This is a genomic window from Vibrio gallaecicus (genome assembly GCF_024347495.1).
Taxonomy (GTDB): Bacteria; Pseudomonadota; Gammaproteobacteria; order Enterobacterales; family Vibrionaceae; genus Vibrio; species Vibrio gallaecicus.
Genome location: NZ_AP025491.1, coordinates 983,592 through 1,005,012 on the forward strand (window position 1 = coordinate 983,592; position 21,421 = coordinate 1,005,012).

A 21,421-nucleotide genomic window follows, 5' to 3' on the forward strand; every position below is an offset into this window, starting at 1 on the left:
GCACTAAGCTAATGAATGTTCAAAAAATTACCCCACTTACCCCACCTAATTGAGGTTCAAGTGGAGTAAGTGGGGTAGAAAAAGCAACTTACAGAAATGAAGTGTGGGGAGTGACGGTAGGAAAGCAGTAGCGATTTGAACCATTAAGCATTTTGCGCTCTAGTTTTTCTTCTTTGTGTAGTTGGTTTAAGGCTTTACCAATCACATTACCTTTAGATGCATCAACTTTGAGTAAGTCACAGATTTGTTTAGTCGTTAGCCATTCTCTAGCCTTGCCATGACAGGTTTCTAATTGGTCGTTAAGCATGTTGTACCAAGTCCCTTTATCCTCGTACTTAGCCGATTCTTTTGATACCAAGGCTTGAGCGTCAGATGAAAGCATCCAAGGGTGTTTTTGTACTAAGAATCGATGTTTCACTTCTAACCAGAATTGGCGCAGTTTCTCCGGCTCTGCTAGCGTCAGCTCACCCGTCATTTGATAATCCCACCCTAGTAGCTCGTTAAGCTTGTCCATATTGGTTTCAGCCACCAGTTCAATGACCGCGTAACGTGAGTTGCCTGTTTCATCTTTTAGGAAGTCCGTACCGTTAACCGTAGCTATTAGATTGGTTTGTCGTGACTTTTTGATATCACTTCTCGCATAAGGTGGACGCACCGTATCTTGAGCGCGTGTGACGAACGCTTTGAGTGCGCCTTGGCAGTTCTTGGTAGAACGCTCTAGCTCCCCTAGTTCGACTATCCAAGAACGTATCACCGATAAGACGCTGTCTTTGTTATCAGGGTTTAGCTCTGCCCCTTCTAAGAAGGCACTTGGCATCACGTTAGCGATACGCTCAACAAAAGCCGTCTTCTTAAAAGACTGTTCGCCTTGCAGCACTGGAACGAGTTTTGATTTGAAATTAGGCACAAGCAAACATGCTACACAGCCCACTAACCAGTGTAGCAATACCATTCTTGCCAATTGTGGGTTCTTAGCGCCTAAGCAATTTAACACCGAGTCCACTCTTGGCTGTCCGTCCCACTCACCTGATAACCAATCGTTGATAGGGTGATAGCTATTTTCTAAAGCAACGGCGTTAAAATGATCATCAATGGCAGGCTTAGGTAATGAATGGATAGACGCAACTGAAATCAGCTCACTTCTGACCGTATCAGGTGAGCCCATGCACTCCTTACCTTTAAATATATCAGGCTCTAGGGTCATCTTATTAAGCTTGGCTTCATACCCTGAACTTTTCAGCAAAGCCTTAAGATTATCAGCCGTATTCAGCACAATGGTTTTACCGGACTCGGTGTATTTCACATGAGGAAACTCTGGTTCTTTAAGCATGGAAGCACTCCTCTTGTGATAAATGGTCTCGCTTAGTGTGATTGTCTAGCCACCGGTCTAAATCTTCTTTGAGATAACGAACAGCGCGACCAATCTTAATGAAAGGTGGTGCGTCTGTTCTGTTTTTGCGTTGCCCTTCCATACGAGCTTGACGCAGAAATGAACGGCTCATACCGATGTAAGTCGAGGTTTCTTGCTCTGTGTAAGCGCGTTTGTTTTGTTCTTGGTTTTCCATACTTTAAGTACCTTCATTGTTCGTGGAGGTACTATGAAAACCTTGAAATCATTCACGGGAAAAAAGACGGGAGGATTGGCGGGAGCATTTATTCTCGCAGGGCTTTTCTCACTTCTGACAGCATGTTTTGAAACCGTTTAAAGGTCATCCCCTCATTAGCACTGTTCATTTGTTTACTGATGTATAGCCTTTCGTTGTCTATCCCATCAACTATCACGTCCACATCAAATTGATACGTCTCCGTTCGAACGTCTTCACGAATAAGGTTCCAAACCTCTCTTGCTTTGGCTTGAGGATAAAGGGTGAGTATTCGCTGTTGTATCATCTTTACAGGATTGGTTTCGATGTTTGGCTTTAAGCCTTGCTCTGATTGGTTTGGCGTTGAATGGGTAGCTGGCTTAGTGTGGTTAGATAGCTGGTTATCGTTACGGCTTAACTCTGGCCATGTTCGGTTAAAACTCTGGCTTAAATTGTTTGTGCAAAGCCTGATATCACTGGCTTGTAAGCCTATAGGTACAGACGATAATTGTTTGGTACTTTCGCTGATGGTTTCAGTGAAAGCCGACAATAGCCCAACGAGGCTTGATACCTGTCCCTGACTGGTTTTGTTCTTAGCAATCTGCATCATGCTTTCTTGCTCTGGGTACACCGCAGCCAGTTTTGGCACGATGAAAGCCATATTCTTTGCGCTTAAACGCTGTTCGTGGATTCCATTAAACTGACCTTTAACCGCATTCGGGAAAGTATGAGTAATGAGTCTCAGTTTGGAGTAAGCCAGTGTTGGTAAGGCTTCAAACCGTGTTAACTGGCTTTTACCCACTAAAACCTGTAGAGATTGCTTTTTGGTTAACTCGATGAAGCCCCGTACATGCAAGCTATAAAGCAATACGTTATCGCTATCGACTGCCGCCGCATTTGGAGAGTCAATTTTAGCGTGAAGCCTAAACGCCCCTCGCTCAACCGCATCAAACACCTGTTCCTTGGTGAGTGACGTTAACTTTTCCAGTTCGTTTAAGTGTATGTAGTCCCTGTTATCGTCCATCAGTAAATCAGTACTCGTAACCTAGTGAATCGTTAGCTTACTGATTTGGTGGTGGCGACATAGTAAAACGCACTCACTATCCGATGAGGTTCACAGCCGCTGCTTTATGCTCTGGGGCTAAGTGAGCATATCTAAGGGTCATTTTTAAATCAGAATGCCCTAACAACTCGCGAACTGTATTCAAATCCACACCGTTCGTCACAAGCTTACTCGCAAAGTGGTGGCGCAAATCGTGAAACCGAAAGTTTGAGATGTCAGCCGCTTTCAGTAAGCACTGCCATGGGTATTGAATCAGAGGTGCAGAGTCTCGGTGATTGAGTGTAAATACGTAAACTTGATTGGGGTTTTGCGCTCGCCACTGACTAAGGAGGTTAAACACGGTGTCATTGAGTGGGATACGCCTAGTTTTCTTAGACTTAGCATTTTCAGCTTTTACAGTCAGATAACGATTCTCAAACGACACATCTTCCCAAGATAAACTCAGTAACTCACTTTTACGAGCACCAGTGTTTATAGCAGTGATTACAAGCGGCTTAACAAAGTCTGAATATAGCTTTTCACTACTAGGCGCTCTTAGCCTGTCGTTACGTTCATCAAGGGCAATAAGTAAGGCACTTTCTTCTTCACTGGATAGATAACGCACACGGGTATTGTCCTCAGTGACCAGTTTCACTTTATCCAGTGAATGAGAGTCTAGTAGTTCCCATTCAACCGCTCTTGTGAGTGCCGCTTTGAACGACATGAATGTACGGCTCATTGTGGCGGGTGCTCGACCTTGTTTACGCTTGTGGGTGTACCACTCTTGAATGTCGCGAGCGGTAATATCAGACAGGCGCTTTTCACCTAAGTGAGCAAACGTATTCTTGATTGAATTAAATGACTGGTTAGCCGTACGAGGGTTTAGAGCAATCAAATAGTCTCGGTAATGCTCATCGAGAAAATGGGCTAACGTCAGTCCCTCACGCGCTTCTAACTTTTTAGCTTCATGACGGCTTTCTTGTACGTCTTCCCCACTGGCGACTTGTCCAGATTTCTCTTTAGCTAAATCTCTAGCTTGAGCGGGTGTTAAAGAATTAGCCGCGCCTAAAAAGTAGTTTCGCTGCTTACCGTTAATTCGATAGTACAGGTAATACTTCACCGTACCTTTAGGGGAGATACGCGCATGAAACCCACTGACTTCAGTATCGTTCAGACGCTTATCTTCAATGGTTAGATTCTTAATCGAGTTGTTGGTGATCTTCTGCTTTAATGCCATAACACAATCCTTAGTGTAGCAAATATGTAGCAGAAAAATTGTAACTTGAGGCATTACAGAGAACAACCATGAACCAACCAATCATAGCTATCTAATTGTATTTATTCGGTTAATTTATCATTTCAGTTCATAGTCGTTCATTACGTTACATTACCAAAACGCAGCATTAAGGTGTGAGCGGCGCTTGGCTATACTTGAGCGAAGCGAAACTGCCAAGCGTTGCGAATCACTCTTAAATGCTTTGTTATGCGTAATTTTTGACGTACTTTGTCATTGCTGTTTCCGAGACTGACAAACCGTCGATTCTATATTGGTCTTTGAACTCTCCAACAACATCGAACCCTGCTTTTAGGTAGAGGTTCTTTGCTGGGAAATTCTCTGATAGTACACAAAGATCAAGCCAGTCAATTTCGGCTTTTTCTTGGCAGAAATTTATAACCGCATCAATGTGACCTTTGATACTTCCAGAGGTGTCTTTTACAACCCAGAGCTTTCTCCAACCTAAAACGCCAAAGTGATGGGAAAAACCTTGGATAAACTTATCTTTTGTTGCTTCTGGAATTTCACTTTGCTCTCTGGGCATTGTCTGGAAAAGAGGAACTTCTCCATTACCATTTTCAGACAACTGATTTTCAAGATACGCAAAGAATGAATCTAAATCCGATTTTTCCGCTTCTACTACTTCCATCTAATACTCCGTAGTCCATCGATTACGCATAACGCCGCGTTAAGTGGTGAGCAACGCTACCACTGTACTCAAGACATTATGCCATAAACACTGATGCATATCTTTGAACTGAAGCCGCCAAGCGTTGGGAATCCGCCTTAAACGCTTTGTTATGTGCGTGCTAAATCTGTGCGTACAATCTCAGCATGTCTTTATGTTGAATACCATTTTCATAGATTGGTTCTGGGTAATTCAGTAAAAAGTGATCCTTGATGATCGAGTCAACGCGAAAACCAAGGCGCTGATAATAAGTCAGTTGATAACCAAAGGTACCTGTACCCAATTCAACACGAGTGATTCCCTTACTTGATAGCTGAGACAGAACTGACTTGAGCAATTGAGAGCCAATTCCTTGACCTTGTAACTCGGGATATACAGAAACATTGAAGATTTCAGCAAGGTTTTGGGTTTCTGGCTTCACTATACATGCCGCCAAAATACGCTCATTATCTAGCGCAGCAAAGCACCATGATTCAGCTAAATATGATGAAATACTCGCTTCAGAAGGATCTGCTTCGAGCAGCAAATCTAGCGGAATTTGGCTACTTTTGACTTCGATAAATTGCATTTTCCCTCCAAGCACATAACGCCCAATTAAGTAGCTGACAACGCTACCTATACACTCAAACCTACCACCAAAATCACTGAAGCCAAATCGAGTTGAAAATGCCAAGCGTTGGCAGTCTGCTTAAATTGCTTGTTATGTTAATTTACACGCTACTTTGGAATTGTATAAGTAACAGGCTTTTTAATACTAAGTCTTGAGCCAGATATCACCACTTGACCTGATTTCATATGCCTAGATATTTCTCGTCGATTAACAAATATACTTTTCAAATTAATTAGCATAAACAGAATAAAGGCAAACCAAAGAAATCCAGAAATAACCGCTAAAATGTCATAACCTGTCAATTTACTTTCAGCAAAATAAGAAATATATGCGCCAAAAACCAAGTAATAGAAATATGGCTTTTGCACAATTATTATTTCATTTTCCGTTTCTTTCCGATCAAAAATCCAAATCACTCTAGTTATTTCCTCTTGTTAACATAACGCCCAATTAAGTTGTGAGCAACGCTACCACTGAACCTGACCTTAGCGCCGTAAACACTAAAGTTGATTCAAACTACAATTGCCAAGCGTTGCGAATCAGCTTGAATTGCTTGTTATGTTTATAAGCTCCGTTTGCCCCCAAAAACCTTTGCTCGAACATTTTACAGTCCAACCACGTCGCCTCAACTCTTTGGCAATAAGCCGATTCGATATACCATGCCCAAAAATAGCAACGTCTTTATGCTCTAAGGCTTTAACCATAATAAGGTCTACTGCTGCAATAATACGCTTACGACCGACTTTGTAAGGTTCACTATTAGCCGATATTCCTACAAGCCAACACAACCTTGCGATTACTAACCAACTGTTAACTTTCATCGAAAAAGGTAACTTTAACCTGGGAATGTCCATCTCTCTCAAGTCACCTAACACTACATCTGCTCCTTTTCCCAAACAGATTTCCGCAGAGTGGATAGAACGATTCAGGTCACTAGAAAATGTATAGCTGTTGTGGAATTTGTCTTGTAGTTCTTGAGGCGGAAGACTGTCCGAGCAAACAAATGAACGATTATAGGCGCGAACCCATTTTGCAAAACCAGCAGCCGTAACCCGAGGGTTTGAACTAGCTATCGGCTTACCACGTCTAACTAACGTGATTCTCACCGAACCTCCTTTTTCGTTGATAAACATAACGCCCAATTAAGTAGCTGACAACGCTACCAATACACTCAAACTTACCACCTAAATCACTGAAGCTAAACCGAACTGAAAATGCCAAGCGTTGGCAGTCTGCTTAAATTGCTTGTTATGTTCGTGCTTACAGCGCTACGACAGCCTCAATTTCCACTTGTAAATCCGGATGAATTAATTTGGAAACTTCAACCAAAGAGCAGGCTGGTAAATGGTCTTCATAAAAGTTAAATAGTAGCTCTCGGATACTGGCCAGCATTGATATGTCACGAACAGAGATTGTGAGTTTCACCAAATCACTTTTCAAACGATTTTCTAACCTAAGAACTTCTGTAATCTGATAGAGAACCTCTTTAGTCTGCTCTGTCAGATTAAGGGGTTGAGCATCTGTGCCATAAGCTGTAAGCCCAGATATATATAACGTTTCGTTGTGTTTTGTTGCATGGACATAAGGTCCTGCTATTTGAGGCAAGCTTTCATAAGTAACCCTTTCAACCACTTGATTTCTCTCTAGAACATAACGCCCAATTAAGTAGCTGACAACGCTACCAATACACTCAAATTTACCACCGAAATCATTGAAGCTAAACCGAGTTGAAAATGCCGAGCGTTGACAGTCTGCTTAAATTGCTTGTTATGTGAATTTTTACTCGTACTTTTTACCGTTGCGCTTTAACCAACCATGCGGGTGTCTATTCTTAGGATCGTGGTGTGTCCAATGCATGACACCTCCCTTTTTATTCCATTCATACTCACCGTAAAATTGGACTCGATCGCCGACTCTTAGGTTAGGAACCCTAGGTGCAAGATCGATATTATGAGCAACAAGTAAGGTTTGCTTACTATCCAGTCTTAGGATGAATTTTTGATGTCGACTTCCATCATTATCATCAGGTAATAAACGAATTACAGTACCTGAGCCTTGAACCTGAAGATCACTTTGTTTATTTTCGTATGCCTTTTTCAATTTGTGATCATTGGCTTGAGTACCAACTGACATCAGGCACAAAGCAGCCACAAGTATTACTAAAAACTTCTTCATATACTCAAATCCCTTGAATTCACATAACGCCCAATTAAGTAGCTGACAACGCTACCAATGCACTCAAACTTACCACCTAAATCACTGAAGCTAAACCGAGTCGAAAATGCCAAGCGTTGACAGTCGGCTTAAATTGCTTGTTAGCATTTGATATCCACAAACTATAATTTAACTCCTTTCTCTAGGGCGAAAAGTACAAGGTACATTCTAATGAAGACAGCCCTTCACAAATGGCTGTTTGTATATCTAATTCTTTCTGAGTTTTCTTAGACTTCCTGGCTTTCTTTTTATAAAGCTCTTGAATAACTAAATACCCCCAATAACCTCTTCGTGCTGTGGCAAAAATTTCTTCTCCTACTGAAAAATAATGAGATCCTCTGGTGTGTAAATCATATGTAAGATCTCTTTCGCCGTCGTTTATACATAGGTATTTTATTGTTCCACCTTTAACTGAACGCTCACCTTTACAAGTAACCGTATAATTGATTTTTACTACTTCGTCACTCAGATAATTTTCATTAGAAATTGACATACCGATTCTTATAAAGATAAAAAGTGGAATGACCCAAATGGTCATAAACAAGTTGCTGACTTGGGGTTTTCCATATTTTCTATGTTCCACAATTATGTTTTCGGCACGTTTATCTCTTTTCATTTTATAGATATATAAAAATGCTGTTAAAGTAACAGCTAGGAAAGCTGAAACATAAGTGAAAGCACCATTGTCGAGAGTATTGTGATATACCGAAAATCTTGCCTTAAACACAAGAACCGATACAAAGACCAATGGGGCTATAAATGATAGAAACTGAATACTTCCTCCTAAAATGCTAACGCCCAATTAAGCAGCTGACAACGCTACCAATAGACTTAAACTTACCACCTAAATCACTGAAGCTAAACCGAGCTAAAAATGCCAAGCGTTGACAGTCTGCTTAAATTGCTTGTTATGTTCGTAGCCATTTGTACATGATATAGCTATCAACCAATCCTAGCTGACCATGATTGTATGCCTTGGGTATTGTGCCAATAATTGAGAAACCGAGCTTTTCCCAAAGCATAACCGCTACTTTATTAGTCGACACTACACTATTAAATTGCATAGCATCAAAGCCAAATTCAACTGCTTTCTTTTGTGAGTGCTCACACATAAGGCGAGCAATTCCTTTGCCTCTAGCTTCACTTGATACCATATAGCCACAGTTACAAATATGACTACTTGGACCCATAGCATTTGGCTTAATGTAATAAGTACCGAGAACAACGTCATTTTCAACAAACACATAAGCTTTTAATGGCATTTCACACCACAAGGAATAAGCATCTTCCAGTGTCATATTTGGTTCAAACGCGTAAGTTTCTTGAGCTTGGATCACCATAGAAAATGTTGACCAAAATGACTCAAAATCTAATTTTGTGATTTCTCTAATCATGAAATCCCTCCCGAGAACATAACGCCGCGTTAAGTAGTGAGCAACGCTACCACCGAACCTAAACCATTGCACCGTAACACCAAAACTCTACTTGAACTGAGAATGCCGAGCGTTGGGAATCTGTCTTAAACGCTTTGTTATGTGGGCACTATAGTTCGTTTAGGGGTTGAACAAACCTTTAAAGAGCATAAGACAAATAATTACAGGAACTCCCCCTAACAGCCAACCTAATACTGTAAAAAAGATACCTGAATAGATTAATTTCTCACCTGAAAATTGAGAAACTAGCTTTACACTGAGATAGGAAGAAACGAGAAATCCTGATATCACGAACAGTACAACAAGGCTTATTATAGGATGACCCACACTCTCACCGTAAACCAACATATAAGAGCCAATAATCCCAGAAAAAGAAATTACTGGAACTAAGTATAAAATCAGAAACTTAACTACTGTGCTCATACTTCCTCTAACGATACCGATATGCTGCCTTGCCCTCATAACGCCCAATTAAGTAGCTGACAACGCTACCAATACACTCAAATTTACCACCTTAATCACTGAAGCTAAACCGAGTTGAGAATGCCAAGCGTTGACAGTCTGCTTAAATTGCTTGTTAGCTGTATTTATTACACTCACTAGCTGAAATTATTAGCGTCATTTTCACTTAGAATCACAGTGTTAATAAATACACTTTGAATACTAAACTAATGTTTATAAATATGGTTAATGCACTAAATAGATAATTAAATCTGCGAATTTCATAATAACCCGACATAAACATGCCAACAAAAGCGGCTAACATAAAATAGATACCTTCAAGGACGCCGCTCTCTTCACCAACACCTATAAAATACAAAGCAAGTGTCAGGAGTAAAGCTCCCCCTAAACTTCCAATTGAAGATAAGAAACCAAAGATTGGATTTGAATACCCATACCCTTCTGTTTGAATCTCTTGCTGTACAAGGAAATTGGTTCCTGAAAAATAGCCCATTAAGAAACCCATAAAATAAATCACTATTTCCTCCATATTCAATTAAATACACATTTTAAGTGGTCGTTGGATTTAAAGATACAGCTAACGCCGCGTTAAGTAGTGAGCAACGCCACCACCCTACCTAAAACCTTGCCACCTTAAACACTAAAGCTGACCCAAACTGAAAATGACGAGCGTTGGGAATCTGTCTTAAACGCTTTGTTAGGCGATGTTTCCACCAAGCAGTGACTTAGCTTCTAACCAACGTACAACGACCAGTGCCGCAACAGAACATACACTTGCATCTTGCCCGTCAATAAACCTAAGTTCTTCAATTTCGGCATCTGGCTGCAACTCACCTGAGTACTCAGCAAAATAACAGGTTAGCTTAACTGACACACCTTCTGCCTTTCCATCAGCTTGAGCTGTAAAGGTTTCCATGTATTCAATGCTACCAAGTGTTAAATCGACTGATAGCTCTTCCTGAATTTCACGCGCTAAAGCATCAATATCGCTTTCACCAATTTCACGCTTACCGCCAGGTAGGTAAAACAACTCTTTGCCTTTCGATCTTACAGCTAAAAGCTTGCCATCTTTGATGAGTACCCATGCCAACTTATCAATTACTTTACTCATAACCCTACCTTCAAACTTGAATCCTGCCTCAATCGCCTAACGCCCAATTAAGGTGTGAGCCACGCGACCACGACACTGAATTTGGACGCCGTAAACATTGAACTTGACCCAAACCAAAAATGCCAAGCGTGGGGAATCACTCTTAAATTGCTTGTTATGAAAATACTCACCACGCCCACATTACCTCTTAACACCCAGTAATATTGTACATTCTGAACGACCAGGAAAATGAAAACTTGAGCACAAAAAACCATTTTCCGAAATGTGAGCCATTAACTTTTTATTTGTGGTTTCATACTCATTTAAATCGGTACTACCATGAGCGAGATAAATACCTCCAATAACAACACCCAACTCCTGAGCTTCCATAAAGTCGAGTGCCAAATTCTTACTATTGAAAGCAAAGAGATACTCTGATGATTGGTTGAGATTCCTAATGTCAGCTATATCGATATTATTTGGCATTTCATCAGAGAACAGCTTATCGGCAATATTTAAGACAACATCATGGATAACTGCTAAATCATTTGATGGGCTTTCAAAAACAACCATTTCAAGACTGTAACTCTCACAGAGTTGAGACAACGTTGTAGTTTGTTCAGGAAATAAACCTGATACAAAGAACGCATCAAATTTAGAGTTCAATAAAGGTGAAAATTCGATATTTTCATGAGGAATAAAGCTTCCATTTGACACCGAATCTAACTTCGGAAGTGAAATAGCTAATTTCAATTCATCCATATCTATTTCTGCTGGTTCAAACATCGCATTCCTTACTTATTCGATTTTCATAACGCCCAATTAAGTTGCAGACCAACGCAAACCTGAACTCAAAGCAACGCACCGATTACACCAAAACCATTTGGAGCTGAAAATGCCGCGCGTTGGCTGTCAGCTTAAATTGCTTGTTATATGCATTTCACCTGCGGAACCCATATATAACCATGCGCAATATCACCATAAGTCACACTTAAAACTCGAATCTGATATAAGCCTGCTATGTACAAGCATATGATTGAATCTAGAGCATCTTCGTTACTTTTAAGAGCACGACCTCTAAGGCTTTTGATGTGCGGTTCCGATAGGTATACCTTCAACTCTTCTGGAATTTCAAGTGATAGAACGCTTGAACTTTCAAGAGTTGTTATAAAATTCGCTAGTTTTATTTGCCCCTCTTTTTTATCAGCTACACTTCCTTTTTTATAAGCAAGTCTCTCCTGCAAATCAAAGCATTCAATGATAGCAGGATGAGGATAGCACTCTATTTGCCATCGTTTCAAAGATAAGTGTTGAAGTCCTAATGAGCTTAGAGACGATGAGAGGTTTACGCTTAAAGCATCAGGATAAAGTGACAAGTTAGAAGTATGACAAGAAGCTTTTCTTGCCCCATAATCACGACTAAGTGATTTCTCACATTCCCTTTGCCCTGTTTGATTCTTAATTACTAAGGGGGCATCGATTGCAACACCACATATTTCTTTTTGGCTTGCAATGATCTCTAGAATTTCAGATATGCCAAAGATCGCAGGTTCAAGCTGATTTAATCTCAGGTTGCTGCCGCTTAGAGTTCCAATCGCGATAGCTGACGGATTCTTTTCACCGTGCCAAGCTAAGTCAATTCCTGCTAACTTCATCATTTCCTCTTTCCTGCATATAACGCCCAATTAAGGTGTGAGCCACGCAACTACAACACTCAACTTGGACGCCGTAAACACTAAACTAAACCCAAACCAAAAATGCCAAGCGTGGGGAATCACTCTTGAATTGTTTGTTAGCTTACTCACCCACCGTTAAATACATGAACCCTTTCAAGCGATATTCCATTCTCTTGCTCTTTCGTTAGCAAATGTCCCTTTTCCATTACCTGGAATGTCGGTCTTTGAGTGCCATCACCTAGTCTAACCTGAACTTTCATACCTCTTGTTTCTGGGTAGTTTGGTAAACTATTAGCTACTGCCCCCGAAAAGGGTGATTCATTGCTATTATCGAAGTCGAATTTTTCAAAATAATTGAAAAAATCACCTTGCGAAACTTCAACCCAAATTCCCCAACCAAAACATTTTTTAACTGCATGGACAGGCAAATACAAAACTCCTCGAATAAAGTATCTTGAATCCAAACGACATAAATCTGAATGTGTTTGTGCTCGTTCATCTCGTACTTCATCACTGAGTTCCCAAATTTCATCAGGCATTTGATATGACTTATCAAAAACAAAGTCGCCGATTTCTTTTCCACAGCACCCACATTTCATTTGTAACTCCTTTTAAGCTAACGCCCAATTAAGTAGCTGACAACGCTACCAATGCACTCAAACTTACCACCTAAATCACCGAAGCTAAATCGAACTAAAAATGCCAAGCGTTGGCAGTCTGCTTAAATTGCTTGTTATGTGTGTTCTAACGAAGCTTTTGAGCCTAACTTTTCAATTAAACCACTTGGAGGATCCAAGAAGAATAGATAGTCAAAACCATGCACTGCACAAGCAATGACCGAATCATCTTTGAAGAACCGCCAGCCAGATACACCCTCATTACTTGCTAACAAGTCATCAAGTAAATGTGCTCCCATGCGACTTACTATAACTTGTGTACTGTCATGATTTAACTCCCAAAGCTTCTGCTTTCGGATATAAGGTTCGTTGTTATAACTAACAATTATTGGTGCATTCTCTTCACCTAAGAAGAATGGTGCTAGTGATTCAATAAGTTTTCTCTGATATTCATTGGCGAAACCTGTATTCTTTTCATCAAAATCAACCGAAAATTTATTACAACCAACAGCAAAAGCGTATTCAACGATCCACTTTGACGACCTGAAATCTATCACCTCATCAGATATATTAAGAATCATCAATTTCCTCCAAACATGGCATCAAGGATACCGTAGACGTATTCATGACAATATGAATTCCCGCCTAAATGTAATATTTGATCATCTTTAGATAAGAAAGTTAAATAAGGAAAAGCCTCTATGTCATCAAACTTAACTTCAGCTGAATTGTCGATCATAGTTGCCATTTCAAATGCTATTTTGCCAGTTAATTCTTTTAGCTGATCACCTTTGATACCAGCGCTTTCAAGATGGTCTGCAATTCGACTAATCATAACCCCAGTAAAGATCTCTTGCTGTTCAGTATAATTTCCTGGATCAGGTGCTAATTTCATAAAACCTCTTACACATAACGCTGCGTTAAGTAGTGAGCAACGCCTGCCACCTAACCTAAACCATTGCACCGTAAACACCAAAACTGACTTGAACTGAAAATGCCGAGCGTTGGGAATCTGTCTTAAACGCTTTGTTAGTTTGCTTACATGATGCAGCCAAAGTTTAGCGCCAAGGTGCTGAATTGGTTACAAAACTACTGGCTTTGAACGCAGATGTAAAACTGAAAACTACGGAACTCCAACCCAGACAACAAAACGCACTTAGCTAAGAAGCGACATACGATAAACAACCACAGTTTGAAGTACTTGGGCTGACAAAGGATTCATGCGACCAACCTGATAACCAAGTGCGACAAAGCCATTTGTTAACGAGTTAGACACAAAAAAAAGAAGCCGCGCGAGATGCACTAAGTGACCAAAATTACTGATGCAGAGAAATGAATAACGTTGAACTCACAGAGCTGAAAGACAACCTGCGCGCGATAAGATTTGGTTGCACAACTTTCGGAAAACGAACAGGTGTAAAGCACAGAAACCAGACTAGGCTTTTTGACCATAAACGCCTTTCTACTTTTGCAAACTAACGCCCAATTAAGTAGCTGACAACGCTACCAATACACCCAAATTTACCACCGAAATCACTGAAGCTGAACCGAACTAAAAATGCCAAGCGTTGACAGTCTTCTTAAATTGCTTGTTATGATTGTGGTCGGGGAATCGTATATTCGTAAAAGGACACACCACTTTCATTTGTTGGTTGCTCTATAAAGCCTAACTTTTTAAGTAAGTTAGCTGAAGCAACATTAGATTTTTCAACGCCACCAACAAGCTTTAACCAAGGCTCAGTATTAACTACTTCTTCGATAAAGCTTTTCAGTAGCTCACTCGCCAGCCCTTTACCCCAATATTTTTCATTGAGTAAGTAACCTATGTGCGCGTCACTTTCGTTCTCTACATAGGCGAACAGAAAACCGATTAACTCTTATGCCTCAGATTTCACTTGAAGTAATCGACTCTCCGACAACATTCGGTCGAGCCAAACTCGTGCCAATTCACAGGAAGTAATACCATGAAAATATGGGGGCAAGTTTTCAACAGCTAATGGCGTTAGAATACTAGGAATCTCTTCGATCAGAACTGAGCGCTCAGTTAACGAAAGATCACCTGAGATTTCAGCAACTCTCAGCCTCTGAGTTTCAAACGATATTGTCATAAAACCTGCCTATTTCGATAAAAATCATAACGCCCAATTAAGGGGTGAGCAACGCTACCACCCAACCTAAAGCATTGTACCGTAAACACTAAAATTGAAGTAGAAACAAAAATGCCAAGCGTTGGGAATCCCTCTTAAATTGTTTGTTAGCACTCTGGGCTTTCAAGACGACACATTAAGTGATTGAACTCGTGATATAAGTCAGACTCAAGAGTGTCAGTATACTCGTCAAAGTCATAGGACACTCCCTTAAACATTGTATCTAAGTCTTGGACTAACTGAACAACGGGTAGCTCAACTTCTGTTGCCGCATGAAGACCCTTGTTAGATTTATGATATCGTGACCAAGTGGGTGCAACTTCATAGCGTTCAATCGACTCAATCACAGGATCAAGCAAGAAACTCGGCATAGCAATATCGAGCTTTTTACAATTAACCTTTAAATCATCATATAACTTACTTATCTCATGACTACCTTCAAAGCGTTTTATTTGCTTATTCGAAGGCAATTCAGATTTCTCGCTTTCGTCTAGCTGGTGTCGCATTTTCAACACCTCATAAGCCAAGCTAAGTAGATCCTTTAATTTAAGTTCGGTTGCATGACGAACCATATAGAAAATAGGCAGACCAAACTCATCGAGCTGATTAGTCGAAATAGCGTTATCTAATAGGACTTTTGCAGAATTTAGGTATGCTCGTGAATAGCAGGGCTGTCGAAAACTGCCACCAAACCTAGATACTCCATTTTCAAGATCTTGTGCGACCTGACCTTCAGGCTTACCAAAAACTATAACGTCGGTATCTTGTTTGGAATCTTTAGCGTAAATCATTCTACCTCCCGTTTTCTAAGGTACTTGCTAGTTTGCGATTAAGAGTGCTAACGCCCAATTAAGTAGCTGACAACGCAAACAATACACTTAAACTTACCACCAAAATCACTGAAGCTAAATCGACCTAAAAATGCCGAGCGTTGACAGTCTGCTTAAATTGCTTGTTATGTTCGAACTATTCGACTTCAAACTCATTTAACAGTTTCTCGACAAACTCGTCCAAGCTATCAGAAAATAGATTACATTCCATTTTATTATGGTCGGTAAAACCGACAGAAAATTTCGTGCTAGTGTGGCTAATTACGTAATAATCGCCAAAACCATTGTGACCAATAATAAAATAGTCTTCCGGCCACTTTTCTCCAAAATAACCACTGACTCTAACCTCTAGGTTTTCTGAGATTATTTCATCTGCATCGGTAAGAAAATGGAAGTCTTCTGCTTCAGTTCCAACTAAAGCTTCGGGGTAATTTAAAAGAGCCTGCTTGTAGCTTTTAGGAAGCACGATCCCCGTCTTTCTTTCAATTAAACTCAGTTCTTCTAACTTCATTATTTCTCCTAGAACATAACGCCCAATTAAGTAGCTGACAACGCTACCAATACACTCAAACTTACCTCCGAAATCACTGAAGCCAAACCGAGTTGAAAATGCCAAACGTTGACAGTCTGCTTAAATTGTTTGTTATGTTCGTAACTTCACCGCTGTTCCGAAAGCCATAATCTCAGATGAGCCATCCATTATTGCACTCGTAGAGAACCGAATACCTACTACCGCGTCTGCACCTAAGTCAGTCGCTTCAGAAACTAGACGCTCAATAGCCGTGTCCCTAGCCTCTGAAAGCATTTCCGTATAGCCTTTTAGCTCACCGCCAACGATGCTTTTGAAACCAGCCATAATGTCTCGACCAACATGCTTTGTTTGGACAACATTTCCAGTCACAACACCCAAAATATCCTCAATCTCACGATTTGGAACACTTTCTGTAGTAGTAAAAATCATAATTTTCCCTCAAGAACATAACGCCCAATTAAGTAGCTGACAACGCTACCAATACACTCGAATTTACCACCTAATTCACAGAAGCTAAACCGAGTTGAAAATGCCAAACGTTGACAGTCTGCTTAAATTGCTTGTTAGCTGTTTTTACTCATGGCCCACCTAAAGTCATCTAAAAAGGGCTTCAAACATGTTTGGTCAGTTTTAAATTTAATTATTAAATGTTGTGAATGTTCGCTGTACTCATCAAAGTTGGCACTTAAAATCACATGACCAAACGTATTCAGTTCTAGCTTAATATAATGATCTGCATAGTCTTCTGATAATTCAGCACTACCTACCGACAAGTGACTCATCGCTTCTAGATCATTGAAGAATTTTGTAACGTTATCGAAAACAACAGATCCGTTATACCCAAACCCTCTAGAATTAATTGATACGTGACATTTCAGGCTATTAGCGAAAAATTTAATATTGGATAATACTAGACTTTTTGCCTCATCATTTGTCTTCAGTTCAACCATACATTTCATTTAAAGTTATTCTCAATTTTCATGTAACAGCTAACGCCGCGTTAAGTAGTGAGCAACGCGACCACTTTACCTAAACCATTGCACCATAAACACAATACTCAACCTAAACTGAGAATGCCGAGCGTTGGGAATCTGTCTTAAACGCCTTGTTATACGCGTTACAACGGTTTAGTTAAGAAACTTTCCATTCGTTCAAACTCAACTGGTGACAAGTCACACTGAAACATATACTTGTCATTGCCTAGTGTATGCAATTCAGCAAGGTACCCAGTAAAGTAATTATGATGATTACTCTCCCTTAAACTGATTAGACGCAATACAGTACCTGGCTTTATCGCCCATCCTGTAACGTCTCCAGCGCGGTAGTAGAGCCAACCATCACTTCGACTTAAGTAAATTGAATGTGTAGTACGTTTTTTATAGCCTTTAGTCTTGAAAAAACACCTATACAACGCCACTAACGGCTGAAAACCTAACTTAGTTTCTATCTGCCACTCGAATGATTCCATTTATGGACTCCACCATATAGCTTATAACGCCGCGTTAAGTGGTGAGCAACGCAGACCACTGCACCTAAAGTATTGTGCCGTAAACACTAAGTTCAAAGCAAACTAAAAATGCCGAGCGTTGGGAATCCGTCTTAAACGCTTTGTTATGTGTAATTCGCAACACCAAGTGTTAATAACTTGCCATTGTTTTTAAAGAATTTTATCGAGTTATCCACAGCAATAGCATAAAAATAGACCACCACCAGTTGAAAAGCTGTTTGCAACTTTAATTCGTGTCCGATATGATTAAGTCCAGATACAAAAAAACCACTAATGCTAACTAGTCACGTGCGCATTAGTGGCTCATTTACCTACATAACATAGGAGATCATATTGCTGAACGATGTTATCGAAATAGCAATTTGCTTACTAACTCTCGTTAGTATCGCATTAAAATATCTAGGCTGATCGTCGCCAAACAAATAGACTAGATTTCAAGATCAAAGCCATCTTAATGGATGGCTTATAAAAAATACAGAATTGATTTCCTGTGACCTACACATAACGCCCAATTAAGGTGTGAAGCACGCGACCACAACACTTAAATTGGACACCGTAATCACTAAACTAGAACCAAACCAAAAATGCCAAGCGTGCTGAATCACTCTTAAATTGTTTGTTAAATTACAATAGTTTGAAGAAGTAAACTGTGCCTTCTAGCTCACCTGTAGCACTACGTGCGAACTGAGGAATTTGACCTGCCTCGGTATAACCAATTGAACGATATAATGAAGATGCAATGTCACCTAAACGTGTGTCGAGAACCAGCAATGACAAACCAAGTTCACAAGCTACGCTTTCCATTAGCGACATTAGTTTTTTACTAACACCTTTTCCTCGTGCTCCCGTGTGAACCATAAGTTTTTCAACTTCCCCTCGATGTGAGCCATTAGGCTTAGAACAAAGAGACAGTTGAACTGCACCTACAATATTTTCATTGTCATAAGCAAGAAACAGTTTTCTCGCACCCGACTTGAGGTCTGACTCTACAGATGACCAATACAACTTTACTTCTTGTTCATCGACTGGTGTTAAGAAGCCTACAGAGGCTCCACTTTCTATACAATCAGTTAGTAACGAATTTAGCTGTTCGACTAAACCTGATGTTGTACTTACTTCCTTTATTTCCACGAAACTTTCCTTGTAATTTAACGCCGCGTTAAGTAGTGAGCAACGCCACCACCCTACCTAAAACCTTGCCACCTTAAACACTAAAGCTGACCCAAACTGAAAATGCCAAGCGTTGGGAATCTGTCTTAAACGCTTTGTTAGTTTGCTTACATGATGCAGCCAAATTTTAGCGCCAAGGTGCTGAATTGGTTATAAAACTACTGGCTTTGACCGAGAATGTAAAACTGAAAACTACGGAACTCAAATTCAACCAACAAAATGCACTTAGCTAAGAAGCGACATGCGATAAACAGCCACAGTTTGAAGCGTTTTAGCTGACAAAGGATTCATTCGACCAACCTGACAGCCAAGTGCGACAAAGCCACTATTTTACGGATTAACCACCAAGAAAAAAAAGCCGCGCGAGATTCACTAGGTGACCAAAGTTACTGATGCGGAGAAATGAATAACGTTGAACTCAAAGAGCCGAAAAACACTCTACGCGCAATGAGATTTGGTTGCACAACTTTCGAAAAGCGAACAGATGTAAAGCATAGAAACCAGACTAGGCTCTTTGACCCAAAACGCTTTTCTACTATTGCAAACTAACGCCCAATTAAGTAGCTGACAACGCTACCGATATACTCAAACTTAACACCGTAATCACTAAAGCTAAACTGAACTGGAAATACCAAGCGTTGGCAGTCTGCTTAAATTGCTTGTTATATGTGTTCTGCGCCTACAGTGAAGCATATAGCTCACTTAGTGTCGGAAACTTCGAGCAATCCCAACCGCTTGGAAGTTTTATTTCCTTACACGACTCAACTACCTTAAGAGCTTTAGAGCTCTCCGAAGAACAACTAACATCTGAAAGTTCATCGAGCAGAGTTAATTCATACTCTCCAGAAATAGGGCTGATGAATTTAGGCAATATGCCCCACCCGGTATCCCACGTATGCATTTCAAATTTTGATAATGCATACAAGTCTCGAATAAGGCTACCCTTGATAAACGGTAATCCTTTGAAATCCCGAAAACCAAAATTGTCAGCCGACTCCAAGTTTTCACGGCATAACTTCCAAGCCTGCCCAGCCACTATAAAGTTTGATGATGGTACATCACACGGGTCAAATTCAAACTTCAATATTTGATGATGAATGTCGTCAAGCTGAGCATCAGCCGCTACCCACCCCTTCCCTTTATCCCAATACTCACAAACCCAGTGATCTTCGAAATGATTTTGAACTAAATAAGTCGCAAATCCACTCCTTAGTCGGGCAGGAACTCCTTTTGACCTCAAAATAGAGCAAACCAATAGTGAAAAGTCTCTACAAATACTTACAACTCTATGGCTTGGTTTCTTGAACACATGGGAAGGTTCGCCTGATTTCAATATTGCTAAAGAGACTAAATCTTTAGCATATCGAGTTTGCATTTCTGTAAGTTTTTTTGAGGGGTCAACCTCGACACCATAGTGTTCAAGCCAATATGAATGAATAAGGTTGCCTTGAACAAATTTACATATACCCGCAATATCATCAGGCACTTCACTGATATCTAGTAGATTATTAGGGAGCTCTGTAAACTCCGTATTTTCTATATAGTCGTTGACAACCATTTATTTTTACAACCTTTGTGGAAATACCCACTAATACATATAACGCCCAATTAAGTAGCTGACAACGCTACCAATACTCTCAAACTTACCACCGAAATCACTGAAGCTAAACCGAGTTAAAAATGCCAAGCGTTGGCAGTCTGCTTAAATTGCTTGTTATACGAGTGTTGCCTTCAGTGCCGCAGCTTGTTGTTCAAATACCCCATTGTCAGATTCGGAGTAAGACTTAGCTACATTTACCCATTGAACTCCTGTTTCATCAATATGGCGAAACTCAATTTGTAATGCATATTTTGAACAACGAAGTAGACCAAATATAAGCCCTACAATCGTTAAAGTAACAACTAAAGCTTGCAACCAAAAAGGTGTACTCTCAAGAGTGGCGATTGCGAGCCAAACTGCTCCTGAAAAAACAAATAGCCAAAATATTATTTGCCCCAGATTATCGAGCAAACCGAGCTCCTTAACTCTCGCATTGTTAATTTTTGATAAAGGATATGAATCTTTTTTGAAGCTAAACTCTTCTTGGCTTAGTCTAAAATCTGTTTCCTTGTACATTATTTACTCCATTCGTATAACGCTTTGCTAAGTGGCTGATAACGTACACTCAACTAAAAGCAACGCGCCTTAAAACACAAAACCCAATTGGAACTGAAAATGCCAAGCGTTAGCAGTCCGTCTTTAGCAATTTGTTAGTTTGCCTACCATGACCAAATTGAGACTAAGTGCCAAGGTGCTGAATTGGTTACAAAACTACTGGCTTTGGATGCCAATGTAAAACTGAAAACTACGGAACTCAAACTCAACCAACAAAATGCACTTGGATAAGAAGCGACATGCGATAAACAGCCACAGTTTGAAGCATTTTAGCTGACAAAGGATTCATTCGACCAACCTGACAACCAAGTGCGACAAAGCCACTATTTACGGATTAACCACCAAGAAAAAGAAACAGCGCGAGAAGCACTAAGCGACCAAAATTACTG

The 21,421-nt window shown here is 40.2% G+C and carries 28 protein-coding genes and 1 pseudogene; all 29 read right to left on the reverse strand.

Annotation, left to right across the window (positions count from 1 at the left end):
• Positions 1-88: 88 nt before the first annotated feature.
• A complete protein-coding gene (locus OCU78_RS19095) occupies positions 89-1,330 on the reverse strand; it encodes a VapE domain-containing protein (protein WP_137375575.1) in 1,242 nt (413 codons plus the stop codon).
• Entirely contained in the window at positions 1,323-1,565 is a 243-nt protein-coding gene (locus tag OCU78_RS19100) for a helix-turn-helix transcriptional regulator (protein ID WP_046224721.1), read from the reverse strand. The genes OCU78_RS19095 and OCU78_RS19100 overlap by 8 nt, the downstream gene beginning before the upstream one ends.
• A gap of 88 nt (positions 1,566-1,653) precedes the next feature.
• The gene (locus OCU78_RS19105) at positions 1,654-2,607 is read right to left on the reverse strand and encodes a hypothetical protein (RefSeq protein ID WP_137375576.1); all 954 of its coding nucleotides are present in this window, start codon (positions 2,605-2,607) and stop codon (positions 1,654-1,656) included.
• Positions 2,608-2,683: 76 nt separating this feature from the next.
• On the reverse strand, positions 2,684-3,862 hold the full coding sequence (locus OCU78_RS19110; protein ID WP_137375577.1) for a site-specific integrase: 1,179 nt from the start codon (positions 3,860-3,862) through the stop codon (positions 2,684-2,686).
• Between the two features lie 244 nt (positions 3,863-4,106).
• The gene (locus OCU78_RS19115; RefSeq protein ID WP_137375578.1) at positions 4,107-4,550 is read right to left on the reverse strand and encodes a GNAT family N-acetyltransferase; all 444 of its coding nucleotides are present in this window, start codon (positions 4,548-4,550) and stop codon (positions 4,107-4,109) included.
• A 160-nt stretch (positions 4,551-4,710) separates the two neighbouring features.
• Entirely contained in the window at positions 4,711-5,157 is a 447-nt protein-coding gene (locus OCU78_RS19120) for a GNAT family N-acetyltransferase (RefSeq protein WP_137375579.1), read from the reverse strand.
• A 149-nt stretch (positions 5,158-5,306) separates the two neighbouring features.
• On the reverse strand, positions 5,307-5,615 hold the full coding sequence (locus OCU78_RS19125) for an ATP synthase subunit B family protein (RefSeq protein ID WP_137375580.1): 309 nt from the start codon (positions 5,613-5,615) through the stop codon (positions 5,307-5,309).
• Between the two features lie 123 nt (positions 5,616-5,738).
• Positions 5,739-6,305: a histidine phosphatase family protein gene (locus tag OCU78_RS19130; RefSeq protein WP_137375581.1), complete on the reverse strand. Its 567-nt coding sequence runs from the start codon at positions 6,303-6,305 to the stop codon at positions 5,739-5,741.
• A gap of 154 nt (positions 6,306-6,459) precedes the next feature.
• Positions 6,460-6,831 carry a RidA family protein gene (locus OCU78_RS19135; protein WP_137375582.1) on the reverse strand — a complete coding sequence of 124 codons (372 nt, stop codon included), beginning with the start codon at positions 6,829-6,831 and terminating at the stop codon, positions 6,460-6,462.
• Positions 6,832-6,978: 147 nt separating this feature from the next.
• Entirely contained in the window at positions 6,979-7,374 is a 396-nt protein-coding gene (locus OCU78_RS19140) for a DUF3465 domain-containing protein (RefSeq protein ID WP_137375583.1), read from the reverse strand.
• Between the two features lie 181 nt (positions 7,375-7,555).
• Positions 7,556-8,215 carry a hypothetical protein gene (locus OCU78_RS19145; RefSeq protein WP_137375584.1) on the reverse strand — a complete coding sequence of 220 codons (660 nt, stop codon included), beginning with the start codon at positions 8,213-8,215 and terminating at the stop codon, positions 7,556-7,558.
• Between the two features lie 106 nt (positions 8,216-8,321).
• On the reverse strand, positions 8,322-8,807 hold the full coding sequence (locus OCU78_RS19150) for a GNAT family N-acetyltransferase (protein ID WP_137375585.1): 486 nt from the start codon (positions 8,805-8,807) through the stop codon (positions 8,322-8,324).
• A 159-nt stretch (positions 8,808-8,966) separates the two neighbouring features.
• Positions 8,967-9,269, reverse strand: coding sequence for a hypothetical protein (locus OCU78_RS19155; protein ID WP_137375586.1), 303 nt, complete (start codon positions 9,267-9,269; stop codon positions 8,967-8,969).
• Positions 9,270-9,480: 211 nt separating this feature from the next.
• Positions 9,481-9,825: a hypothetical protein gene (locus OCU78_RS19160; RefSeq protein ID WP_137375587.1), complete on the reverse strand. Its 345-nt coding sequence runs from the start codon at positions 9,823-9,825 to the stop codon at positions 9,481-9,483.
• Positions 9,826-10,005: 180 nt separating this feature from the next.
• Positions 10,006-10,419: an NUDIX hydrolase gene (locus OCU78_RS19165; RefSeq protein WP_137375588.1), complete on the reverse strand. Its 414-nt coding sequence runs from the start codon at positions 10,417-10,419 to the stop codon at positions 10,006-10,008.
• A 180-nt stretch (positions 10,420-10,599) separates the two neighbouring features.
• Positions 10,600-11,184, reverse strand: a complete 585-nt coding sequence (locus tag OCU78_RS19170; protein ID WP_137375589.1) for a hypothetical protein — start codon at positions 11,182-11,184, stop codon at positions 10,600-10,602.
• 143 nt (positions 11,185-11,327) lie between these two features.
• On the reverse strand, positions 11,328-12,056 hold the full coding sequence (locus OCU78_RS19175) for a DUF429 domain-containing protein (RefSeq protein ID WP_240701796.1): 729 nt from the start codon (positions 12,054-12,056) through the stop codon (positions 11,328-11,330).
• Between the two features lie 143 nt (positions 12,057-12,199).
• A complete protein-coding gene (locus OCU78_RS19180; protein WP_137375805.1) occupies positions 12,200-12,673 on the reverse strand; it encodes a DUF2199 domain-containing protein in 474 nt (157 codons plus the stop codon).
• 134 nt (positions 12,674-12,807) lie between these two features.
• Entirely contained in the window at positions 12,808-13,272 is a 465-nt protein-coding gene (locus OCU78_RS19185; RefSeq protein WP_137375614.1) for a hypothetical protein, read from the reverse strand.
• Positions 13,272-13,586, reverse strand: a complete 315-nt coding sequence (locus OCU78_RS19190) for a hypothetical protein (RefSeq protein ID WP_137375615.1) — start codon at positions 13,584-13,586, stop codon at positions 13,272-13,274. The genes OCU78_RS19185 and OCU78_RS19190 overlap by 1 nt, the downstream gene beginning before the upstream one ends.
• Positions 13,587-14,283: 697 nt before the next feature.
• A pseudogene (locus tag OCU78_RS19195) lies at positions 14,284-14,799 on the reverse strand (GNAT family N-acetyltransferase).
• Between the two features lie 146 nt (positions 14,800-14,945).
• A complete protein-coding gene (locus OCU78_RS19200; RefSeq protein ID WP_137375616.1) occupies positions 14,946-15,629 on the reverse strand; it encodes a hypothetical protein in 684 nt (227 codons plus the stop codon).
• Between the two features lie 175 nt (positions 15,630-15,804).
• Entirely contained in the window at positions 15,805-16,179 is a 375-nt protein-coding gene (locus tag OCU78_RS19205) for an SMI1/KNR4 family protein (RefSeq protein WP_137375617.1), read from the reverse strand.
• 132 nt (positions 16,180-16,311) lie between these two features.
• Positions 16,312-16,629 (reverse strand): heavy metal-binding domain-containing protein, encoded by a 318-nt coding sequence (locus OCU78_RS19210; RefSeq protein ID WP_137375618.1) that lies wholly within the window; start codon positions 16,627-16,629, stop codon positions 16,312-16,314.
• Between the two features lie 134 nt (positions 16,630-16,763).
• Positions 16,764-17,150, reverse strand: coding sequence for a hypothetical protein (locus OCU78_RS19215; RefSeq protein ID WP_137375619.1), 387 nt, complete (start codon positions 17,148-17,150; stop codon positions 16,764-16,766).
• Between the two features lie 167 nt (positions 17,151-17,317).
• Entirely contained in the window at positions 17,318-17,668 is a 351-nt protein-coding gene (locus OCU78_RS19220) for a hypothetical protein (RefSeq protein WP_137375620.1), read from the reverse strand.
• Positions 17,669-18,331: 663 nt separating this feature from the next.
• Positions 18,332-18,838, reverse strand: a complete 507-nt coding sequence (locus OCU78_RS19230) for a GNAT family N-acetyltransferase (protein ID WP_017083313.1) — start codon at positions 18,836-18,838, stop codon at positions 18,332-18,334.
• 718 nt (positions 18,839-19,556) lie between these two features.
• A complete protein-coding gene (locus tag OCU78_RS19235) occupies positions 19,557-20,435 on the reverse strand; it encodes a transglutaminase-like domain-containing protein (protein WP_137375621.1) in 879 nt (292 codons plus the stop codon).
• Between the two features lie 156 nt (positions 20,436-20,591).
• Positions 20,592-20,993, reverse strand: coding sequence for a hypothetical protein (locus OCU78_RS19240; RefSeq protein WP_137375622.1), 402 nt, complete (start codon positions 20,991-20,993; stop codon positions 20,592-20,594).
• Between the last annotated feature and the right edge of the window lie 428 nt (positions 20,994-21,421).